A 20,838-nucleotide genomic window follows, 5' to 3' on the forward strand; every position below is an offset into this window, starting at 1 on the left:
CATGTTAGTAAAAAAAGCGTTCAAATTTCGTATTTTTCCTAATCCGAAACAAGTCGAGCTCATTCATAAAACGCTCGGTTGTTCAAGATTCGTGTTCAATTTCTTCCTCAGTAAGCAGAAGCAAAAAGACGCTTACTGGTACATCGTCGAAGAAATGGTGCAAACCGGTCATCTCCCTTCAAATAACTGGAAAGGAGAGTTTTTCAACAAATACGCGTCAGTTAAGGCGGTTCGCCAATTAAAAGAGCATTATCCTTTTTTAAAAGAAGTGGATAGTATTTCCTTGCAAAAGTCCGTTGAAAACCTCGCTGATTCTTACCAAAGGTATTATAAAAAACAAAACAAAGCTCCTAAGTTTAAAAGTAAAAAGAACAAGATACAGTCCTATGTCACGAAGCACACCAATGGAAATATCGCTTAGGTAAACACATCAAGTTGCCGAAGCTTGGTCTTGTTCGGTTTTCTAAAAGTCGTGACGTGGATGGGCGAATCATAAATGTGACCATACGACGCAATCCAAGTGGTAAGTACTTTGTGTCAATCTTAGCTGAAACAGACGTCGTTGAGATGCCGAAGACAAACACCAGTACAGGCGTTGATCTAGGACTAAAAGACTTCGCTATCCTTGCAGATGGAACAAGATATAGAAACCATCGTTATTTTAAGTCGTTAGAACAAAAGGTAGCAAAGGCTCAACAAGTTCTATCAAGGCGAGTTATTGGTTCTAGCAACTGGAACAAGCAACGAATCAAGGTCGCTCGAATTCACGAAAAGATTGAAAATAAGCGGACAGATTTCTTGCATAAGACCTCGACGGATATCATCAAAAACCACGATATTATCGGAATGGAGAGTCTGCAAGTATCGAACATGATGAAAAATAAGAAAACAGCTCAATCAATCGCTGATGTATCTTGGTCTCAATTTAAGAGCCTGTTGAAATATAAAGCTAAATGGTACGGGAAGACGGTGGTGGAAGTGAGCAAAACCTTCCCTAGCTCACAACGTTGTTCACGTTGCGGCTATAAAAACAAAGACGTTAAAGATCTGAATGTGCGTGAGTGGACGTGTGTTTGTGGCATGCATCACGACCGCGATATGAACGCAGGATTAAATCTCAAACATGAAGCTATAAGGCTTCTAACCGTCGGTGCGACGGGGCTAGCCTAATCAAAACTTTCGGTTACGAAGGTGTTCTTAGGAATCCCCCACTTCAAACAGTTCGCAAGAGCAGTTAAGTGGCGGGTACTTCAATTATTATCAGGTGTTTGCATAAGATGATGAATCCCAACTGTTTGTTCGACAGGAAGGACAAAGGAAATCCCTTTACCAGGTTCATTAATTTTCACATCTTCTTCAATTGCATTTAATACGTCTTTAGTAGAGCTCTTTTTAATTAATGTGAGTACGACATCTTTTTCTGGCTCAATCGCAATCGATAAAAGCTTTGCTTTCTCATGAACGCCGCTTCCACGGCCAGTAAGAACTGTTCCTCCCTCAGCACCTCCGCGTGTTGAAGCATCTATTACTTTTCCTGCATTACCTTTATTTACGATCGTCATAATTAAATCGAACCCTTTGTGTTTAATATCATCGGTCATTTCTTCTAAGTCCTCCTTTACTTTTTCTTCATAGTCCATATGAGCGATCCCAATCGTTTTCTTTATATCGACAATAAAGCCGATTCCTTTTCCTTGCTCGTTTAATTTCACTTCATCAATAATTCTATCTAAAACAGTAGGTAAAATATCTTCAGGAACCAAGCTTAAAATAATTTCTTTTTCATAGAGAGCTTCAAGGCCAAAAACCTTCTTTTTCTCATGAATTCCTCTACCAATTCCTATTAAGACAGTGCCACCTTCAGCACCACCCTTTTTTGATGCTTTCATGACATATTTTGCCCTTCCTTTTTTTACAATGGTCACTAAGAGCTTATTGTCTTTTTTTATTGTAGTCATTGTTCGACCCGCTCCTTTTGTTTATATATCAAGCCTAGTATGAGCACTGATAAGATCGGTGTCAAGGCTACCAGAGCAATCATGCCAAACCCATCCATCAGAGGGTCTCTTCCTTCAGTAACAGAGGCAACACCGACGCCAATAGCCATAATAAAAGTGACTGTCATTGGTCCTGTTGCAACACCACCAGCATCAAATGCAATTGAAATAAATTGATCCTTTGAGATGAAAAGTAAAATCATGACAAGTGCATATCCTGGGGCAATGAACCACCAAAGTGGCAACCCTACTAAAATACGGAACATTGATAGAGCAATGGAGACTCCAACACCTAGAGAAAGAGTAATTAACATAACATTTTTAGAAATCGACCCAGCTGTAACTTTTTCGACTTCATAATTCAATATCCGAATTGCAGGTTCAGCAAACGTTGCTACTAATCCAAATAAAAAACCTAACGTTGGAAGAAGAATTAACGTATTTTCTCTTTCACCTAACAGTTCACCAATTGCTTCACCGGCAGGAAAAAAGCCGACTTCAACCCCTTGAAGAAATAATACTAAACCTGCAAAGGTAAAAACTAACCCAACAAAAATGTTTTTAATTTTTTCTTTGTCTAATTTTAAAAAGAAAAATTGAAAGACAAAAAAGAATATCATTAATGGTAAGATAGCCATGGCAACTTCAACTAATACGTGGTCTATATTTTCAAACAAGTCGAGAATCATCCGTATATCACTCCTAAAATCATCACAGATAGGATCGGTCCAATAGAAGCGAGCGCAACAAGACCAAATCCATCACTTGATGACGATTTTCCACGCAACACAGAAGAAACACCGACACCTAAGGCAAGAATGAATGGGACTGTCATCGGTCCTGTAGTGACCCCGCCAGCGTCAAATGAGATGGGTATATACGTTTCAGGTGTAAACATTGCTAATGTGAACACAACTCCGTAACTTACAAGTAGAATATATTTTAAAGGAATATTAAAAAGTGTTCTAGCCATCGCAACAGCGACAAAGAATCCAACTCCCATTGCTACTGCATAGATAAGCACGAGATTTGATATTTCACCTTCAGAAACTTGGTCAATTTGTGAAGCTAAAACACGGACATCAGGTTCAGCAATTGTGACGACAATTCCTAACACAAATCCAACGGCAATAATAAGCCAAGGTTTCTTTGTTTTCGGTAAAGCAGAACCGATCATTTCACCAATAGGTAATAAACCAATATGTACACCTACTAAAAATAAAAAAAGTCCAAACCCCACCATAACAACACCAGCTAAAAAGCGAAAAAAAGTTTCCGGTGGAAGGCCAATAACTGTGTATTGGAGAATAATAATTAGTATCGCCATCGGCAGGATGGCCATGACAACTTCCTTTAGTTGCTCAATGATATCTCTCATTGGATTCCTCCTTATTTAAATAAGTGAATAGGGTTTTATGCTAATAATAACGACTAATATTCTCTACCCTAAAATACCTAAATATACGCACATAATCAAGTAATTTGAATATTTAAATAATATTTAATTTAGGATAGTTTTTCCTCACTTGTATAAGAGATGACCTTTTTCATTTATACAAAATAATCCCTAATCGGTTATAATCATTATAACAATTAGGGATTTTTGATGTTATAAGTTATGTTTTAATTGAATAGATTGAGATAGATTTAGAAGTAAATAACGATTTTTTTCAATGGAGTTATATGTTGTCGATGTTTTACACTTTGACTAATAGTTTCCCTATGTTATTGCCTTCAAAAAGATCGAGAAATGCCTCCGGGATATTGTCAAAGCCTTCCTTAATGGTTTCTTCATACTTTAGTTTGTCTTCCTGAAGCCATTTAGCAAGTGCTTCAGAACCTTCGGCGAATCGGTCCGCAAAATCGCCTAATGTAAAGCCTTGCATTAAAACACTTTTCTTAATCAGTGTAGTTTGAATACGTGGTCCAATATCTCCCGATTCAAGATTATAACTTGATATCGCCCCACAAATACATATTCGTGCATATTTATTTAAATTTGCATGCACCGTATCAGAGATTACACCACCAACATTATCAAAATACACATCAACTCCATTCGGACATGCTTTTGCAATATCCTCTTGCAGATTAGATGTAGTCTTATAGTTGATAGCTTCATCAAAGTGCAATTTTTCTTTTAAGTATTGTTTTTTTTCATCAGTACCTGCGATGCCAACAACACGTGCCCCTTTTATTTTTGCAATTTGTCCGACAACGGAACCAACAGCGCCAGCAGCTCCAGAGATAACAACCGTTTCACCTTCTTTTGGTTTACCAATGTCAAGCAACCCAAAATATGCAGTTAATCCAGTCATTCCTAAAAGACCTAAGTGAGTAGAGATCGGCGCAATATTTTTGTCTATTTTTCTAACTTCATCTTCCTTCGCTGTATAATAGCTTTGCCATCCATAACTACCTATGACAATATCACCTTGCTCAAACTGACTTGATTCCGATTCGATGACTTCACCGATTGATCCACCGCCAAGTACATCATTTAATTTATAAGGGGGGACATACGAAGGAGCATCAATCATTCTTCCACGCATATATGGATCAACTGATACATAGATTGTGCGAATCAATATTTCTCCTTTTCTTGGTTTTTCGATTTCTGTTTCTGCAAATTTAAATGTATCTTTATCAGGCATACCCTCCGGTCGTTTCGCTAATAGAATTTGTTTGTTTATACTCATAAAAATCCCTCCATAATTACTTAAAATATCTATTGTTACTTACATTAACATAAAGAAATAACAGACAATAGATTTTTGCTTACTGGGATAACTACTAGCACACTTTTAAATATTTTGAATATTAAAATAATAAAGGGTATACTATAAGTATTAATCATCTGAATTTTGACAGGAAGAGGGGATCACATGGCGATTATTTACATTTGTAAGCATTGCAATGGGGTCGGACGTGTGGACAGTAAACTTTGGTTTGTGACGAAGAAAGTTCCTTGTGGCTTTTGTGCGGGGAAAGGGAAAAAGAAATATGTGAAAAAGAAAGTTGTCTGAGGTAGTGCAGAAGTATTTAAATTATCGGCTCTGATTTATTTTAAAGGAAAACAAGCTTGAATAAAAGAGTTCTCTCATTCAAGCTTGTTTTGTTTCGTTTGATTATTCGAGTATTTCCCAACCAGAAGATAATTCTATATCTGGTTGCTTGTCTTGAAACCATCTTAATGCAAATTCATTTTGAAAGAGGAGAACTTGACGACCCTGTTGGTCATTAACTAGCATCTTTCGGCTATCTGTCATATCTTCGGTAACTTTTCCCTTTGTTATCCATCTAGCTAACTCATGAGTCATATGATGAAACTCGATGTCGACTTTGTATTCGTGTTTCATTCGATATTCAAATACTTGGAACTGTAATTCACCGACAGCGCCAATGATATAGTCCTCGAAGTATGGAGTTTTATATAATTGAATCGTTCCTTCTTGGACAAGCTGTTCAATCCCTTTATGATATTGCTTGTGCTTCATAGCATTCTTAGCGGTAACTTTAGCAAATTTTTCAGGAGGGAATTGAGGCATTTCCTCATATTGAATTCGCTCATTACCACTTACGATAGTATCGCCTACTTTGAAATTTCCAGAGTCATAAAGTCCTACAATATCTCCAGGCATTGCTTTTTCAACTGTTTCTGTGTGAGAGGCAAAAAAGGAATGAGATTGATTTAACTTCATTTTCTTTCCTGATCGTGAAAGAGTTACTTCCATACCTCTTTCGAAATGGCCTGAGCAAACACGCAAAAAGGCAATTCTGTCACGATGGTTAGGGTTCATATTTGCTTGAATTTTAAAGATAAATCCAGAAAAATCTTTACTAGTGGTTGCTACTAACTCTCCTGACGCTTTTCTTGGTTGTGGTTCTGCGGCATATTTCACAAATTGATCAAGAAATGATTGAACTCCAAAATTCGATAGGGCACTTCCAAAAAATACAGGGGTTAATGAGCCATTGTGTACCTTTTCCATCGTAAAATCATTTCCTGCTTCTTCTAAAAGACTGATTTCTTCTTCAAGAGTTTCTCGCTCGTAATCTTCAAGGGAAGTGTCTTGTTTATAGGGGATAATTTGACGATCATGTGATTCATCATAAATTTCCACTGTCTCGTCTGGAATACTGTAAATTCCTTTTAGCCTTTTTCCCATGCCAATCGGCCAATTCATAGGGAAAGTTTCCATCTCAAGCGTTTCTTCAATTTCCGCAAGAAGATCTAACGGTTCTTTTCCTTCACGATCTAATTTATTTATAAATGTTAAGATAGGAATGCCACGCATACGGCATACTTTAAATAATTTGAGTGTTTGTGCCTCAATACCTTTTACACAGTCAATGACCATGACGGCTGTGTCAACGGCTGTCAGCGTACGATAAGTATCTTCACTAAAATCTTGGTGACCAGGAGTATCGAGGATGTTAATTTGAATATCATCATAAAGCAATTGCATGACACTAGAAGTGACTGAAATTCCGCGTTGTTTTTCAATATCCATCCAGTCTGAAGTAGCAAATTTTCCTGACTTTTTTGCTTTGACGGTTCCAGCGCTACGAATTCCCCCGCCGAGGAGAAGGACTTTTTCTGTGAGTGTTGTTTTTCCGGCATCTGGATGAGAAATAATTGCAAATGTGCGTCTCGGTGTTTCAGTAGACATATACATAACCCTTTCTATAATAAAAAATAAAATATGCTAATTATCATATTAATAAATGTTGGCTTCAATATTCTATTATAAACAAAATAACGTCAAGAAGCACACTTTCTTTTTATTTGCTCTCGGACAAACGAAGAAATAACGAGTTGTCGTTTATAAAACTCGTAAGAAAAAGCCAACGATTCCTTACCTAAGGTAATCGTTGGCTTTTCTATTGATTTTTCTTAGTCTCTTGCTTGTTCGAACTGTGTAATTTTATCCTCTTGAGTAAGAGTAACGGCAATTTCATCCCAACCGTTTAAAAGCATCTCTCTCAAGTAGTTAATTATTTCAAACTGAGCCTCGAAGCCAGCATCATCATACACAACTTGCTTTTCCAAATCTACTGATAAATTATAAGTTGAACCTTCAGCTTTTTTAACTAATTCAGCAATTTGTTGTTCAGATAATTGGATAGGCAAAATGCCATTTTTTACACAATTGTTGTAAAAAATATCTGCAAAACTTGATGCAATAATTACTTTGAAGCCAAAATCTTGCAGAGCCCAAGGTGCGTGTTCTCTAGATGATCCACAGCCGAAATTTTCACCGGAAACAAGAATAGATGCTCCGTCATATTTATGATCATTTAATGAAAAGTCTTTTCGTTCCGTTCCGTCGTCATTATACCGCCAGTTATAAAATAAAAATTGACCGAATCCTTGGCGTTCAATGCGTTTTAAAAATTGTTTAGGAATAAGTTGATCTGTGTCTATATTTGATCGATTGATTGGATAAACAAGACCAGTATGTTGACGAATTGGTTCCATCGTATTTGCCTCCTTTAAATACTATATGTTTATACGGTTGCGGCTAAAAAGTTTCGCACGTCTACAAATCTACCTTCAATAGCAGCTGCTGCAGCCATTTCTGGGCTTACTAAGTGCGTTCGGGCGCCATTACCTTGACGACCTTCAAAGTTCCTGTTTGAAGTGGATGCACATCGTTCACCTGATGGTACGATATCGTCATTCATAGCAAGGCACATACTACATCCCGCTTCTCTCCACTCAAATCCAGCCTCGGTAAATATTTTATCAAGTCCTTCTGATTCAGCTACTAGCTTAACAGATTGTGAACCGGGTACGACCATAGCATGCACAGAAGAATGTACTTTTTTCCCTTCAACAATTTTTGCAGCTCTTCGAAGATCACTTATTCGCGAGTTTGTACAGGATCCAATGAAGACATGGTCAATTGTTACAGAAGATATTGGTTTATTAGCTTCAAGCCCCATATATTCTAGTGCGCGTTCAATTTCTTCTTTTTCAGCATCTGAATCTGCGGACTCAGGCGCTGGGATATTTGCTCCAACAGGGATACACATGCTAGGGTTTGTACCCCAAGTTACTTGTGGTTCGACTTCATTAGCGTTAATTTCGACTGAAGCGTCATAAGCAGCACCTGGATCAGTTGCAAGTGACGACCAGTCTGCTACAGCTTTGTCAAAATCATTACCTTTAGGAACGTGTCGTTTTCCTTTTAAGTAGTTAAATGTCGTTTCGTCAGGACTAATTAATCCTGCACGAGCACCAGCTTCAATAGACATATTACAAACAGTCATTCGTTCTTCCATTGTAAGGTTTCGAATCGCTTCACCTGTATACTCGAGAACATAACCGGTACCGAATCGTACGCCGAATTTACCGATGATCGCTAGTATTAAATCTTTTGCAGTAATAGCAGGGCTTAATTTCCCATTTACTTTAACCTCCATCGTTTTTGGAGGTGCTTGCGAAAGTGTTTGCGTTGCTAGAACGTGCTCAACTTCACTAGTTCCAATTCCGAATGCAAGTGCCCCAAACGCACCATGAGTTGACGTATGACTATCGCCACATACGATCGTTTTTCCCGGGTGAGTCAATCCTAATTCAGGTCCAATAACATGAACAATTCCTTGATCGGGATGGTCAATATCTGCTAATGGGATGTTAAATTCTTTACAGTTTTCTTGTAGTTTTTCCATCTGAATTTTAGATACTGGATCGTTAATAATATGTCTAGCAATCGTAGGGACGTTGTGATCCATCGTTGCAAATGTTCGGTCAGGCCTTCTTACTTTTCGGCCTTTCATGCGTAGACCTTCAAATGCTTGTGGGGAAGTGACTTCATGAACGAGTTGCAAGTCAATATAAATTAAATCAGGCTTATTTTCTTCTTGAAGGACAACGTGACGGTCCCAAATCTTATCAACAATTGTTTGTGGTTTTCCCATGTTGGTCACTCCTTTGAGGTATAGCACCTACTTAAACAGTAGGTGCTACTGATTTTGTTATACTTTAAGAATATTTAACTTCGATAAAGGATTAAAGTATAAGATAAACTAAGGCTTTCGCCATGAAGGACTTGGTGACAAGCCAAGTTTATCTAATAAAAAAATATTTGTAATAGTTGTTAATTGCTTTTGGCCGTGCTAGTGGATTTAATAAAGTCCACGATAAGTTGTGTCATTTTTTCTGTGTTGACTTTTTTTCCATCAACGATGTTCAAGTCGGCTGTATGATAGCCTTGGTTGAGTACATTATGAACAGCTGATTCAACTAAGAGAGCTTCTTTTTCCATGTGGAAAGAATGACGCAGCATAAGTGCAGCTGAAAGAATCATTGCTAGTGGGTTAGCAACACCTTGACCTGCGATATCAGGTGCGGAACCATGTACGGGTTCGTATAATCCGAAGCTATCTTGTCTAACACTTGCGGAAGGGAGCATCCCTAATGAACCAGTTAAAACTGAAGCCTCATCGCTTAAAATATCACCAAACATATTTTCCGTAACGATAACGTCAAAGGAAGTAGGAGCAGTAACGAGCTTCATTGCTGTTGCGTCTACGAGCATATGGTCTACAGTCACATCCGGATAGTCGGATTTCTTTTCCTCAACAACCTCACGCCACAGTTTACTAGACTCTAATACATTTGCTTTATCAACAGAAGTAAGGTGCTTACGGCGAATCTGTGCTGCTTGGAATCCTTTTTCAACAATTCGTTCGATTTCAGAACGGTCATAAGCGAGAGTATCTACGACAGACTGACCATCGTTTCGTCGTTCACTAGGTGTTCCAAAGTAAAGGCCGCCAGTGAGTTCTCGTACGATAAGCAAATCGCTGCCTTTAACAACTTCTTCTTTTAACGGTGACGCATGTAGTAAATTATCGAACCCTTGAATAGGACGCAAGTTGGCAAATAAACCTAGTGATTTGCGAATTCCTAACAATCCTTTTTCAGGGCGTAGATGAGAAGGATTTTGATCCCATTTAGGTCCACCAACGGCTCCTAGTAAAACCGCATCTGCTTCATGACATGCTTTGGTAGTCTCATCAGGTAATGGGGTACCATGATCATCTATAGCTGTACCTCCAATGGAGTGTGTTTCATAAGTGAATGAATGCTGAAATTCTTCTGTTAAAGCATCAAGAACGAGTTTGGCAGATTGAACAACTTCTTGGCCAATGCCATCCCCCGGTAAAAGAACAATTTTCTTTTCCATTGTAAACCTCCTTAATTCGATTGAGCTTGAATCACTTTATCTTTAATTGGTTCTTTATGGTAAAAAGCACGATTAACTGCATTTAAGAAGGCTTTCGCTGATGCTTCTAACACATCTTGTGACGAACCACGACCATTGACTGAAATGCCGTCAACTGTCATTTTTACATTTGCTTGCGCTAAGGCATCTCGTCCACGTCCAACCGAACTTAATTGATAATCAGATAATTGAATTTTTTCTTGAATCATACAGTCTAATGTGTTGAAAAGGGCTTCTACACTACCTTGTCCCGTAGAGGCTGTTTCCAGCTTTGTGCCATCAGGGGCAACCAAAGCTACGGTTGCAGTAGGAAGATTTGATGTGCCGTACTGAACTTGGAAAGCTTTCAATACATACTTCTTTACTTCATCTGAGTCCGTTTGAATTTCTGTTAAAATTGTAAATAAGTCCTCATCAGTTACTTCTTTTTTTCGATCCGTGAGCAATTTAAACGAAGTGAAAGCTTCTAACAATTTATCTTTAGATAATTCATAACCTAATTGTTTTACTTTGTCGTTAAAAGCATGTTTGCCAGAATGTTTTCCCATGACTAAATTGTTAGATTTCACACCAACCAATTCAGGTGTAATAATTTCATAAGTGGAAGCGTTCTTCAACACACCATCTTGATGAATGCCTGATTCATGGGCAAAGGCATTTTGTCCGACAACTGCTTTGTTTCGGGGAACCGCCATTCCAGTTAAATTACTAACAAGATCACTGGTGCGTTTGATTTCATTTAAAACTAAGTTTGTTTTGTAGGGATAAATGTCTTTGCGAATCGTTAATGCAACGGCGATTTCTTCCAAAGCTGCGTTTCCAGCACGTTCACCGATACCATTAATCGTTCCTTCCACTTGATTTGCACCATTTTCAATAGCGGCTAAAGAATTAGCAACAGCCATTCCTAAGTCGTCATGACAATGAGCGGACAAAGTAACTTTATCAATATTAGGAACATTTTCGCGGACATATTTGAATAATTGACCATATTCCGCTGGTGTAGTGTATCCAACAGTATCAGGTAGATTGATAACGGTTGCACCTGCATCTATCACTTTTTCAATCATTCTTACAAGAAAGTCTAAGTCTGATCGAGAGGCGTCTTCTGCTGACCACTCTACTTTTGGAAATTTTGTTCTTGCATAACGTACCATTTCTACGCCTAGATCTAATACTTCTTCCGGTGTCTTTTTTAATTTGTGTGTCATATGAATAGGGGAGGTAGCTAGAAAGATGTGAAGCATCGGATCGACGCCTTCTTTTAATGCTTCCCAAGCTGTATCAATATCGGACTTTTTTGCTCGGGCTAATCCAGCAATCGAAACGCCTCGTACTTTCCGAGCAATTTCTCTAACACCTTCAAAGTCGCCTTGTGAGGAAGCAGGGAATCCTGCTTCCATCACATCGACGCCAAATCGTTCTAGTTGTTTTGCAATTTCAAGTTTCTCTAATTGATTCAAGTTTACGCCTGGGGATTGCTCACCATCTCGAAGGGTGGTGTCAAAGACGTTAACGTGAGCCATGAGTCACCACATCCTCTTTCTTTTTACCTTGTTGCTTGACAAATGGCATTAATTCGCGAAGTTCACGGCCAACTTTTTCAATTTGATGCTTATTTTCTTTTGCATTAATTGCGTTAAATTGTGGACGATTAGCTTGGTTCTCAAGGATCCATTCTTTCGCGAATTTCCCTGTTTGAATATCAGTCAATACGTCTTTCATACGCGCTTTTGTATCTGCATCTATAACCCTTGGTCCAGACACGAAGTCTCCCCATTGTGCAGTATCAGAAATCGAGTAACGCATACCTTCAAGTCCACCTTCATAAAGCAGGTCAACAATCAATTTTGTTTCATGTAGACACTCAAAATAGGCAACTTCAGGCTGATAACCAGCTTCTGTTAATGTTTCGAAACCAGCTTTAATTAAACTTGTAATACCTCCACAAAGGACGGCTTGCTCACCGAATAAATCAGTTTCCGTTTCTTCTTGGAATGAAGTTTCAAGGATACCAGCACGTCCAGCTCCAACTCCTTTAGCATATGCAAGGGCAAGGTCTGTTGCTTTGCCTGTAGAGTCTTGATAAATGCCGTAAAGAGCAGGGACTCCAGCTCCTTCTTCAAATGTTCTGCGGACAAGGTGACCTGGTCCTTTTGGTGCAACAAGAAAGACATCGACGTCTTCAGGAGGAACAATTTGGCTAAAATGAATATTAAAACCGTGAGCAAATGCTAATGCATTTCCAGCTTGTAAGTTAGGCTTGATGCTTTCTTCGTAGACTTTTGGCTGTCCTTCGTCAGGTAGGAGCACCATAACGAGGTCTGCTTGTTTTGTTGCATCAGCAACTGATGCAACTTCAACACCGTCTTCAACTGCTTTATCCCATGAATTTCCTTTTCGAAGTCCGACAACGACATCAAAGCCGCTTTCTTTAAGATTCAAGGCATGTGCATGGCCTTGAGAGCCATAGCCAATAATAGCAACTTTCTTATTTTTAAGAACCTCTTCTTGAATATTGTGGTTATAAAGTACTTTTGTCATGTTGATACATCCTCTCAAATTAGTTTATTTGTTGATACTTTGCTGATACTGCATGGCCATAACTATTACTTGAGTAATGAGTAGGAAGTGAGTTCAGCTACTTGCGGTTGATGCCCTCTTGAAAAAGCGGTAAGACCAGTTCTTGCTATATCTTTAATACCATAAGGTCGAAGCAAATCAATCAATGCCTCAATCTTATCGGGTTTACCCGTTACTTGGACAGACAAGCTGTCTTTACTTACATCGATAACCGATGCTCTGAATGGTTCAATAATGCCTTGAATTTCATTTCTCACTTGAGCATTACTCACTACTTTAATGAGTGCTAGCTCTCTTGCGACAATCGCTTTATCGGAAAGGTCAGTAACCTTTAATACATCAATTTGTTTGTTCAATTGTTTCGTTAATTGCTCGAGTTTTGCATGATCTGCTACATCGACGACGAAAGTCATTTTAGAAATGCCTTCGGTTTCGGTACGACCAACAGAAATACTCTCAATATTGAATTGCCTTTTATGCATAAGGCCTGTCACACGATTTAGTACACCACTTCGGTTTTGGACGACTGCTGTGATAATTCGTTTCATGGTTTCACCCCTACCATTTCGTTAATTCCTTTTCCAGGAGCAACCATCGGATAGACGTTTTCCTGTTGAAGTACACGACAGTCCATAAGTACTGGACCGTTAAAAGCCATTACTTCTGGAATTGCTTTAATGAATTCTGCTTGTGTTTCAATTTTCATACCGCGGATGCTATAGCTTTCAGCTAATTTCACGAAGTCTGGCTGTACGCTGATAATTGATTCAGAGTACCTTTTATCATAGAAAGCCTCTTGCCATTGTCTTACCATGCCCAAAGCTTCGTTATTAACGATAATAATTTTTACAGGCAATCCACGTTCCTGAAGAACAGAAAGTTCTTGCAAGGTCATTTGAAAGCCACCGTCACCAACAATCGCTATAACAGGATCCTCTGGTGCGGCTAACTGTGCACCGATGGCAGCAGGGAAGCCGAAGCCCATCGTCCCGAGACCACCTGAAGTAACCCAGCGGTTTGGTCTTGCAAAAGAATAATATTGTGCTGCCCACATTTGATGTTGACCTACGTCTGTGGTGATAATTGCATTACCTCTAGTAGCATCGTGAATAGATTTGATTAACCACTGAGGAATCATTTCTGTTTGTGGATTTTTATACCACAGTGGAAAAGCTGTTTTATTATAATTAAGTTTCTCCATCCACTCAGCATGTTCCGGTCCGACCTTCATTTGTTTATTAAGCTCTTTGAGCGCAGCATTTGAATCAGCAACAATTGGAATATCGGTAGGAACATTCTTACCAATTTCAGCAGGGTCGATATCGATATGAGCGATCACAGCGTTTTGAGCAAAATGTTGCAAATTTCCAGTTAAACGATCGTCAAATCTTGCGCCTACATTTATAAGTAAATCACATTCAGAAATAGCGATATTTGACGTGTAGGTTCCATGCATACCAGCCATTCCTAAGAATAATTCATGGTTTCCAGGAAATGCCCCAAGTCCAAGTAAAGTCGATGTAACTGGAATCGAGTATTTTTCGGCGATTTCTAGTAAGGTATCTGTTGCTCTCCCGTGAAGAATACCAGCACCCGTTAGAATCAATGGTTTCTTAGACTTCTTTAGTGCTTCTGTTAGTTTCTTAATTTGTAACGGATTCGGTTTAATTGTTGGTTGATAGCCTGGTAGGTGAAAATCAGACTGATCTGTTTCAGGACACGGATTTGCTGAGATGTCTTTAGGAATATCAACGACTACTGGTCCTGGTCGTCCCGTTGAAGCAATGTGAAATGCTTCTTTAATAATTCGCGGGATTTCATAACCTGATTGAACTTGATAATTATGCTTAGTGATCGGTGTTGTTATTCCCATAATATCTGCTTCTTGGAATGCATCTGTTCCTGTAACAGCCGTTGCTACTTGGCCAGTAATAATGACGAGTGGAAGAGAGTCCATCATTGCATCAGCAATTCCTGTTACTAAATTTGTTGCCCCTGGACCAGAAGTAGCTAGAACAACACCAGGTCTGTTTGAAACGCGAGCATATCCTTCAGCTGCATGGATAGAACCTTGCTCATGACGAGAAAGAATGTGTTCGAAATCACCATCGGAGCGATACAATGCATCGTAAATAGGAAGGACTGCACCTCCAGGATATCCAAAGATTGTATCCACCTTCTGACTAATTAATGATTCAACAAGAATGTCCGCCCCTGTTTTTACAGCTGTAACTGGTTCAATCTCTGTCTTCTCTGTCTTTTTTGTTTCCATTTTCATTTTTCATCCCTCCTAGAATGTTTTGAATATGATCTTAAATAACGGTAAATTCCGTTGCGATTTTGTTGTTAAATCATTCAAAATAAAAAGGCCTATTTCTTCCATCGAATTTCAAAGCCAGCAGATGTATTATTGCAGCTCGAACGTCAACGGGGAGAAAAGGCCTTTACTTTTCACGGTACCACCCGGATTTGTAAACTTCTCACGAAGATTACCTTGTGAAGCTTCTCTATAAAGGGAAGCTTCTTTTGATAACAGGTGCTTAAACACCTGTTTATGCCTACTTGAATAAAATCGTTCAGCATAACACTCAGGGATGATGTCGGATTAAGCTGTATTTCCGGGCTTTCAGCAACCCCGGCTCTCTGTGAATACAGGACCTTAAACCTTTTTTCCCGTCATCGCTTTAGATGATGTGAAGTTGTCAAATATAATTGTTAACTTACGATCGCCTTACCCGTTGAAGATGGTCCGTAACAGGCTACCCCATCCGTTTGAACAATCTTTCTGAATTCAGAAAGCAGATGTGTTGTTACTTTACCTGGTTTTCCATCGGCTATTAATCGACCATCCACTTCGACAACTGCAATAACTTCAACTGCAGTACCTGTGAGGAATACTTCATCAGCTACGTAAACATCATGTCTAGTGAATGGAGATTCTTTCATGTTGTAACCATGCTTGTGAGCTAAATCGATGATCGCATTACGTGTAATTCCCTCAAGAGCTCCTAAGTAAACAGGAGGTGTGTAGATTATATTGTTCTTGACGATAAAAATATTATCTGCTGAGCCCTCAGTTACGTAACCTTGATCATTTAACATGAGGGCCTCATCAACACCCGCTTGATTAGCTTCTAACTTTACGAGTATATTATTTAAATAATTAAGTGATTTAACTTGTGGGCTTAGCACGTCTGGTCGATTACGTCGACTTGCGACTGAGCCAACCCTTAAGCCTTTTTGATATAGTTCTTTTGGGAAAAGAGCGAGAGCCTCAGCAATGACAATAACGTTAGGCTGGGAACAATTCGTAGGATCTAGTCCTAGATTTCCAGGCCCGCGTGAGACGACGACACGGATATAAGCAGTATCTAGTTTATTTTTCCGGACAGTGTCGACAATAATTCGCTCCATCTCCTCCTTATCGTATGGGATATTTAACATGATTGACTGGGCAGATTCATAGAGACGTTGAAGATGTTCATCGAGTTTAAAAATATTTCCACTGTAAACTCGGATTCCTTCGAATACTCCATCACCATATAAAAAACCATGGTCATAAACGGAAACGACGGCATCTTCTTTTTTTACAAGCTCGTCGCCGAGAAAAATCCACTGACCGCTCATACCGATTCACTCCTTTCTTTCAGTATATAGAATTATAATTGAATTTCATATGTCAATTTCTGTTTATTATTAAAGAATTTTATGGGTGTTTAGTTAAAATGCACAAATGTTCTGTTAATAATAGATAAATCTATTTAATTTCAATTGAAATTAGTGAATTAATAAATATGATATTGACGCCAATAATACAGTCAAATGAAGGGTAGGTCAACTGTTAATTGTGAAAAATTCTAACATTTCAAAACAATCCATCCTATTGAATGCGGTTTCGACGTTGGTTTAAAGGTTAATAAATCAAATTTTCTGATAAATGTAAATTTTTTTAAAGCGTTTTCATATATGTGCCATATGTTATAGGAGGGTTAGAATTTAAAAAATTCCCCTTAACTGTGGTTCATGAAATAGCGTGGAAATTGTTATCGTGTATTTTTGGAAGTTGCAAATATTTTTATCTCCAAGTATGAGAAGGTATCTATTTTCAATTTTACTTTGGAAAGCTTCTCATTATTTAAGATGCTGCTTCATAACTTGGAAGTAACGAAAAAAGGGGGAAATAAAATGCCAACTGATGAGGAAAATCTAATGTATTCGATTGATCAAATAACTGAAATTGCTGAGGGATTTGGACTTGATTTTTATCCGATGCGCTATGAGGTGTGTCCAGCGGATATTATTTATACGTTTGGTGCTTACGGGATGCCAACTCGATTTAATCACTGGAGTTTTGGAAAGCAGTTTCACAAGATGAAATTACAATATGATTTAGGTTTAAGTAAAATTTATGAATTAGTGATTAACTCTAACCCTTGCTATGCGTTCCTTCTGGATACCAATTCGTTAATTCAAAATAAATTGATTGTTGCCCATGTCTTAGGTCATAGTGATTTTTTTAAAAATAATGCGCGCTTTTCTAATACACGCAAGGATATGGTGGAAAGTATGACAGCGACAGCAGAGAGGATTCATCAATATGAAATGATACACGGTAGAAGAGAAGTAGAAAAATTTCTTGACGCAGTCTTAGCAATTCAAGAACATATTGATCCTAGTTTACAGCGGGCGAAGTTAAGTTGGTCAATAGAAGATATCGGAGACGAATCAGATGAAGGGCAAAATAAAGTAAATAGCCCTTACGATGATATATGGAATTTAGAAGAAGATAAAACTGAAAACAAACTGTCTGAATTAGAGAAGAAGAAAAAACAGTTTCCGCCTGAACCTGAAAAGGATTTATTACTGTTTATTGAGCACTACAGTAAAGAGTTAGAAGGTTGGCAACGTGACATTCTAACGATGATGCGTGAAGAAATGCTTTATTTCTGGCCACAATTAGAAACGAAGATAATGAATGAAGGATGGGCTAGTTATTGGCATCAGAGAATTGTTCGTGAATTGGACCTACCTACAGATGAGTCGATTGAGTTTGCGAAATTAAATGCTGGTGTTATTCAACCGTCAAAAACTCAAATCAATCCTTATTATCTTGGATTAAAGGTTTTTGAGGACATTGAAGAACGTTATAACAACCCTACGGATGATATGAAAGAAAGACAAGGGATTAAACCAAAAAGTGGTAGGGAGAAAATTTTTGAAGTTCGTGAAATTGAATCTGATCTTTCATTTATTCGAAATTATTTAACGAAAGATTTAGTCTTTCGAGAGGATATGTATTTATTTCAGAAACATGGTCGTGATTATGAAATTGTTGATAAAGAGTGGGAGAATGTTCGTGATCAAATTATTACGAGTAGAGTTAATGGAGGTTTTCCGTATATAACTGTTAAAAATGGGGACTATTTAAAAGCTGGTGAACTGTATTTAAAGCACGAATATGAAGATGTCGAACTTGATACAAAGTATTTAGAAAAAACCTTACCGTACTTATATCAATTATGGGGAAGATCTGTGCATATGGAAAGCGTATTATCAGATAGAGCAATTGTTTTTTGTTATGACGGTAGAAAGATTAGTAAAAGGTATGTATGAAAAAGGGGGCTAGCTGCTTTTGGCTAGCTTCCTTTTAGCTTTATAATGGAGAATAGATGTTACTGTCGGATTTTTAAACACCAAGAGTTAGATCAAATTAAGACCCTTAAGATGAATTAGAGCTGAGTAATATGATAAATTTAATAAAACTATTTCGTTTGTCTATCAAGTAAATAAAAGTAGAGAGCAATCTAAAATAACTTCGAAGTATTTTTAATAAAAGATTGTATTAGTCAGCTGTGAAGGAGAGATAGGATGAAAACATACGATATCATTGTTATCGGTGGAGGTTCTGGTGGATTAACGGTTGCTGCTGGTGCAGCGCAATTTGGCGCAAAAGTTGCGTTAATAGAAAAAAGAAACAGTTTGGGAGGAGACTGCCTCCATTTTGGATGTGTTCCATCAAAAGCATTGATTGCTGTCGCAAATGAGGTTCATCAACTATATCAGTCAGCTGAAGCTTTCGGGGTTTCTGTTTCTGGTAAGCCAAAATGGCAATTAGCAAAAGATCGAGTTCATACAGCAGTATCTATCATCCAGGAAAATGACGGGGAGAAAAGATTTCGTGAATTAGGGGTTGACGTCATGTTTGCTTCCGCGACCTTCCAGGATAGCCATCACATCCAATTATCATCAGGTTCCATCATTGAGGGGAAACGTATAATTATAGCAACGGGATCACGTCCAATAATTCCTGAAGTCGAAGGTATCGAAAATATTCAAATCTTAACGAGTGAGACGGTTTTTGATATGGAGCAATTACCTAAACGAATCGTAATGATGGGAGCAGGACCTATTGGATTAGAATTATCCCAAGCATTAAGCCGGCTAGGATCGAATGTATCCGTCGTTGACAGTTCTGACTTGCTTTTATCAAAAGAAGATGGTGAAGTATCAAATATCTTGCTTAATCAATTGAAAAAAGAACTCGAATTCCTCTCTTCATCAACAGTAGAAAAAGTAATTCAAAGAGATGGCAAGACGTTTGTTCGAGTTAAAGGGCAGCACGCTCGAGAAATTGAGGCGGATGCACTTTTTTTAGCTATTGGTAGAAGACCAAATTCAGATACGCTCAATTTGGAGAAAGCGGGGGTTAATGTAAATCAAAAAGGAGAAATCATTGTTAAAGAGACGATGCAAACTTCTGAGCCACACATCTACGCTTTAGGGGACGTTAATGGTGCTTTTCCATTTACACATGGTGCCTCCCATGAGGGGAAAGTTGTCGTTGCTAATGCAGTATTCGGTTTAAAGAGAAAGGTTTCTTATGAAAATGTTCCATGGGTTTATTATACAGATCCAGAAATCTTTCATTTAGGAATGACGGAAAGCGAAGTGAAAGAACAGAGAGGTAGTAATTATAAAGTCTACCGCATGGACCATAATCATGTTGATCGGATGATTGCCGAAATGGACAACCAGTCGATGATAAAAATCATTACGGACAACAAGGGAATGATTCTAGGTGCTCATGGTGTAGGAGGTAATGTGAGTGATTGGATGCAACAGCTAGTTTATATGAAAACGAATGGAGAATCAGTGAAAAAAATCTCGAACAGCGTATATCCTTATCCTTCAAGAAGTGAAATTGTAAAAAATGCTGGTGACTTATATTGGAGAGAGAAGTTGTTCGGAAGCTCACTTTCAAAAATGATGAGCCAATATGTCTCTTGGTTTAGATAGTTTTAAGGGAGTAAAAAATGGGTGCGATTTAGGCACCCACATCGCGAAAGACTTATAATGGCCACGTTTGTTTCGTATATGCCATATCAAAAAACATGTATTCCATGCGACACCCCATTAAAAAGTGGGTTCTCATTTTAGCACGATCACTTTCAGTTGCTTCTTCAGCTAGGCGATCTAACCAATCGATTGTCTTTGTAATTCTTGGCATTTCTTGAGCTCCGTAGAAAGAGATCCAAGGATAAAAGGGATGATCAGGGCTTGGCTTTACTTCTTTCATGATTCTTTCACCAATATACAAATAAACCCAGGGACATGGGAGGGCAACAGCCAAAGATTCAGCTAAAGAGCCATTCGACGCAACTTGCAACATATATTGGCTGTAATGATGGGCCGTCGGAGCAAGAGTCTCTCCTTTTAAGTCTTTATAATCAACGCCAGCTTGCTCACAGAAATTATTGTGTGGGTGAGTTTCGTCGTTTAAAATAAAAGCGATGCCTTCGTTTAATAAGGCCATATCATCGCGGTTGTTACATTTTGCCATGGTTAGAGCACGTGTTTGAATCATTGCATTTAAGTACTCGTAGTCTTGTTTAACATAGTGAATGAGCTGACCTTTCTCAAGATTCCCCTCTGCAATCCCTTGAACAAAAGGGTGTTCATAGCATGCTTTAAATAGTGATTCTGTTTCGTTTCGTAAATCCTGTGTAAAACTCATGTCAGTT

17 protein-coding genes and 2 pseudogenes are annotated in these 20,838 nt (G+C 38.3%); 5 read left to right on the forward strand and 14 right to left on the reverse strand.

Features of this window, described 5'->3' with window-relative positions:
- Nucleotide 1 precedes the first annotated feature (1 nt).
- A pseudogene (locus tag ACM26V_RS23075) lies at nt 2-112 on the forward strand (helix-turn-helix domain-containing protein); the annotation flags it as partial.
- A gap of 144 nt (nt 113-256) precedes the next feature.
- Nucleotides 257-1,170: pseudogene (tnpB, locus tag ACM26V_RS23080) on the forward strand (IS200/IS605 family element RNA-guided endonuclease TnpB); the annotation flags it as partial.
- A gap of 80 nt (nt 1,171-1,250) precedes the next feature.
- Here tnpB and ACM26V_RS23085 read toward each other — a convergent pair.
- From ACM26V_RS23085 to ACM26V_RS23100, 4 genes are all read right to left on the reverse strand, one after another.
- Entirely contained in the window at nt 1,251-1,958 is a 708-nt protein-coding gene (locus ACM26V_RS23085; protein ID WP_416149097.1) for a P-II family nitrogen regulator, read from the reverse strand.
- Entirely contained in the window at nt 1,955-2,686 is a 732-nt protein-coding gene (locus tag ACM26V_RS23090) for a DUF1538 domain-containing protein (RefSeq protein WP_416149098.1), read from the reverse strand. Before ACM26V_RS23090 ends, ACM26V_RS23085 begins: the two co-directional genes overlap by 4 nt.
- Nucleotides 2,683-3,375 (reverse strand): DUF1538 domain-containing protein, encoded by a 693-nt coding sequence (locus ACM26V_RS23095; RefSeq protein WP_416149099.1) that lies wholly within the window; start codon nt 3,373-3,375, stop codon nt 2,683-2,685. The genes ACM26V_RS23090 and ACM26V_RS23095 overlap by 4 nt, the downstream gene beginning before the upstream one ends.
- A gap of 319 nt (nt 3,376-3,694) precedes the next feature.
- Entirely contained in the window at nt 3,695-4,696 is a 1,002-nt protein-coding gene (locus tag ACM26V_RS23100) for an NADP-dependent oxidoreductase (protein ID WP_416149100.1), read from the reverse strand.
- 186 nt (nt 4,697-4,882) lie between these two features.
- Here ACM26V_RS23100 and ACM26V_RS23105 point away from each other — a divergent pair, with 186 nt between their 5' ends.
- A complete protein-coding gene (locus ACM26V_RS23105; RefSeq protein ID WP_416149101.1) occupies nt 4,883-5,023 on the forward strand; it encodes a hypothetical protein in 141 nt (46 codons plus the stop codon).
- 102 nt (nt 5,024-5,125) lie between these two features.
- Here the strand turns inward: ACM26V_RS23105 and ACM26V_RS23110 are convergent, their stop codons facing one another.
- The 9 genes from ACM26V_RS23110 to ilvE all read right to left on the reverse strand — a co-directional run bounded on the left by ACM26V_RS23110 (nt 5,126) and on the right by ilvE (nt 16,444).
- Complete coding sequence (locus ACM26V_RS23110; RefSeq protein ID WP_416149102.1) at nt 5,126-6,670, reverse strand: peptide chain release factor 3; 1,545 nt, start codon at nt 6,668-6,670, stop codon at nt 5,126-5,128.
- Nucleotides 6,671-6,894: 224 nt separating this feature from the next.
- Nucleotides 6,895-7,479 (reverse strand): 3-isopropylmalate dehydratase small subunit, encoded by a 585-nt coding sequence (gene leuD / locus ACM26V_RS23115; RefSeq protein ID WP_416149103.1) that lies wholly within the window; start codon nt 7,477-7,479, stop codon nt 6,895-6,897.
- A 29-nt stretch (nt 7,480-7,508) separates the two neighbouring features.
- Nucleotides 7,509-8,924, reverse strand: coding sequence for a 3-isopropylmalate dehydratase large subunit (gene leuC, locus ACM26V_RS23120; RefSeq protein ID WP_416149104.1), 1,416 nt, complete (start codon nt 8,922-8,924; stop codon nt 7,509-7,511).
- A 179-nt stretch (nt 8,925-9,103) separates the two neighbouring features.
- Nucleotides 9,104-10,195 carry a 3-isopropylmalate dehydrogenase gene (gene leuB / locus ACM26V_RS23125; RefSeq protein ID WP_416149105.1) on the reverse strand — a complete coding sequence of 364 codons (1,092 nt, stop codon included), beginning with the start codon at nt 10,193-10,195 and terminating at the stop codon, nt 9,104-9,106.
- 11 nt (nt 10,196-10,206) lie between these two features.
- Nucleotides 10,207-11,760, reverse strand: a complete 1,554-nt coding sequence (locus tag ACM26V_RS23130; protein ID WP_416149106.1) for a 2-isopropylmalate synthase — start codon at nt 11,758-11,760, stop codon at nt 10,207-10,209.
- Entirely contained in the window at nt 11,747-12,778 is a 1,032-nt protein-coding gene (gene ilvC / locus ACM26V_RS23135; RefSeq protein WP_416149107.1) for a ketol-acid reductoisomerase, read from the reverse strand. The genes ACM26V_RS23130 and ilvC overlap by 14 nt, the downstream gene beginning before the upstream one ends.
- Nucleotides 12,779-12,843: 65 nt before the next feature.
- Nucleotides 12,844-13,365, reverse strand: a complete 522-nt coding sequence (gene ilvN, locus ACM26V_RS23140) for an acetolactate synthase small subunit (RefSeq protein ID WP_416149108.1) — start codon at nt 13,363-13,365, stop codon at nt 12,844-12,846.
- A complete protein-coding gene (ilvB, locus tag ACM26V_RS23145) occupies nt 13,362-15,095 on the reverse strand; it encodes a biosynthetic-type acetolactate synthase large subunit (protein WP_416149109.1) in 1,734 nt (577 codons plus the stop codon). Before ilvB ends, ilvN begins: the two co-directional genes overlap by 4 nt.
- A gap of 437 nt (nt 15,096-15,532) precedes the next feature.
- Nucleotides 15,533-16,444 (reverse strand): branched-chain-amino-acid transaminase, encoded by a 912-nt coding sequence (gene ilvE, locus ACM26V_RS23150; RefSeq protein ID WP_416149110.1) that lies wholly within the window; start codon nt 16,442-16,444, stop codon nt 15,533-15,535.
- 558 nt (nt 16,445-17,002) lie between these two features.
- On the opposite strand from ilvE, the gene ACM26V_RS23155 reads away from it, so the two are divergent.
- On the forward strand, nt 17,003-18,430 hold the full coding sequence (locus ACM26V_RS23155; protein ID WP_416149111.1) for a SpoVR family protein: 1,428 nt from the start codon (nt 17,003-17,005) through the stop codon (nt 18,428-18,430).
- Nucleotides 18,431-18,685: 255 nt separating this feature from the next.
- A complete protein-coding gene (locus ACM26V_RS23160; protein WP_416149112.1) occupies nt 18,686-20,113 on the forward strand; it encodes a dihydrolipoyl dehydrogenase family protein in 1,428 nt (475 codons plus the stop codon).
- A 52-nt stretch (nt 20,114-20,165) separates the two neighbouring features.
- On the opposite strand, the gene tenA is transcribed toward ACM26V_RS23160, so the two are convergent.
- A complete protein-coding gene (tenA, locus tag ACM26V_RS23165; RefSeq protein ID WP_416149113.1) occupies nt 20,166-20,831 on the reverse strand; it encodes a thiaminase II in 666 nt (221 codons plus the stop codon).
- Between the last annotated feature and the right edge of the window lie 7 nt (nt 20,832-20,838).

It is taken from the genome of Salipaludibacillus sp. HK11, assembly GCF_047795645.1.
Classification (GTDB): domain Bacteria; phylum Bacillota; class Bacilli; order Bacillales; family Salisediminibacteriaceae; genus Salipaludibacillus.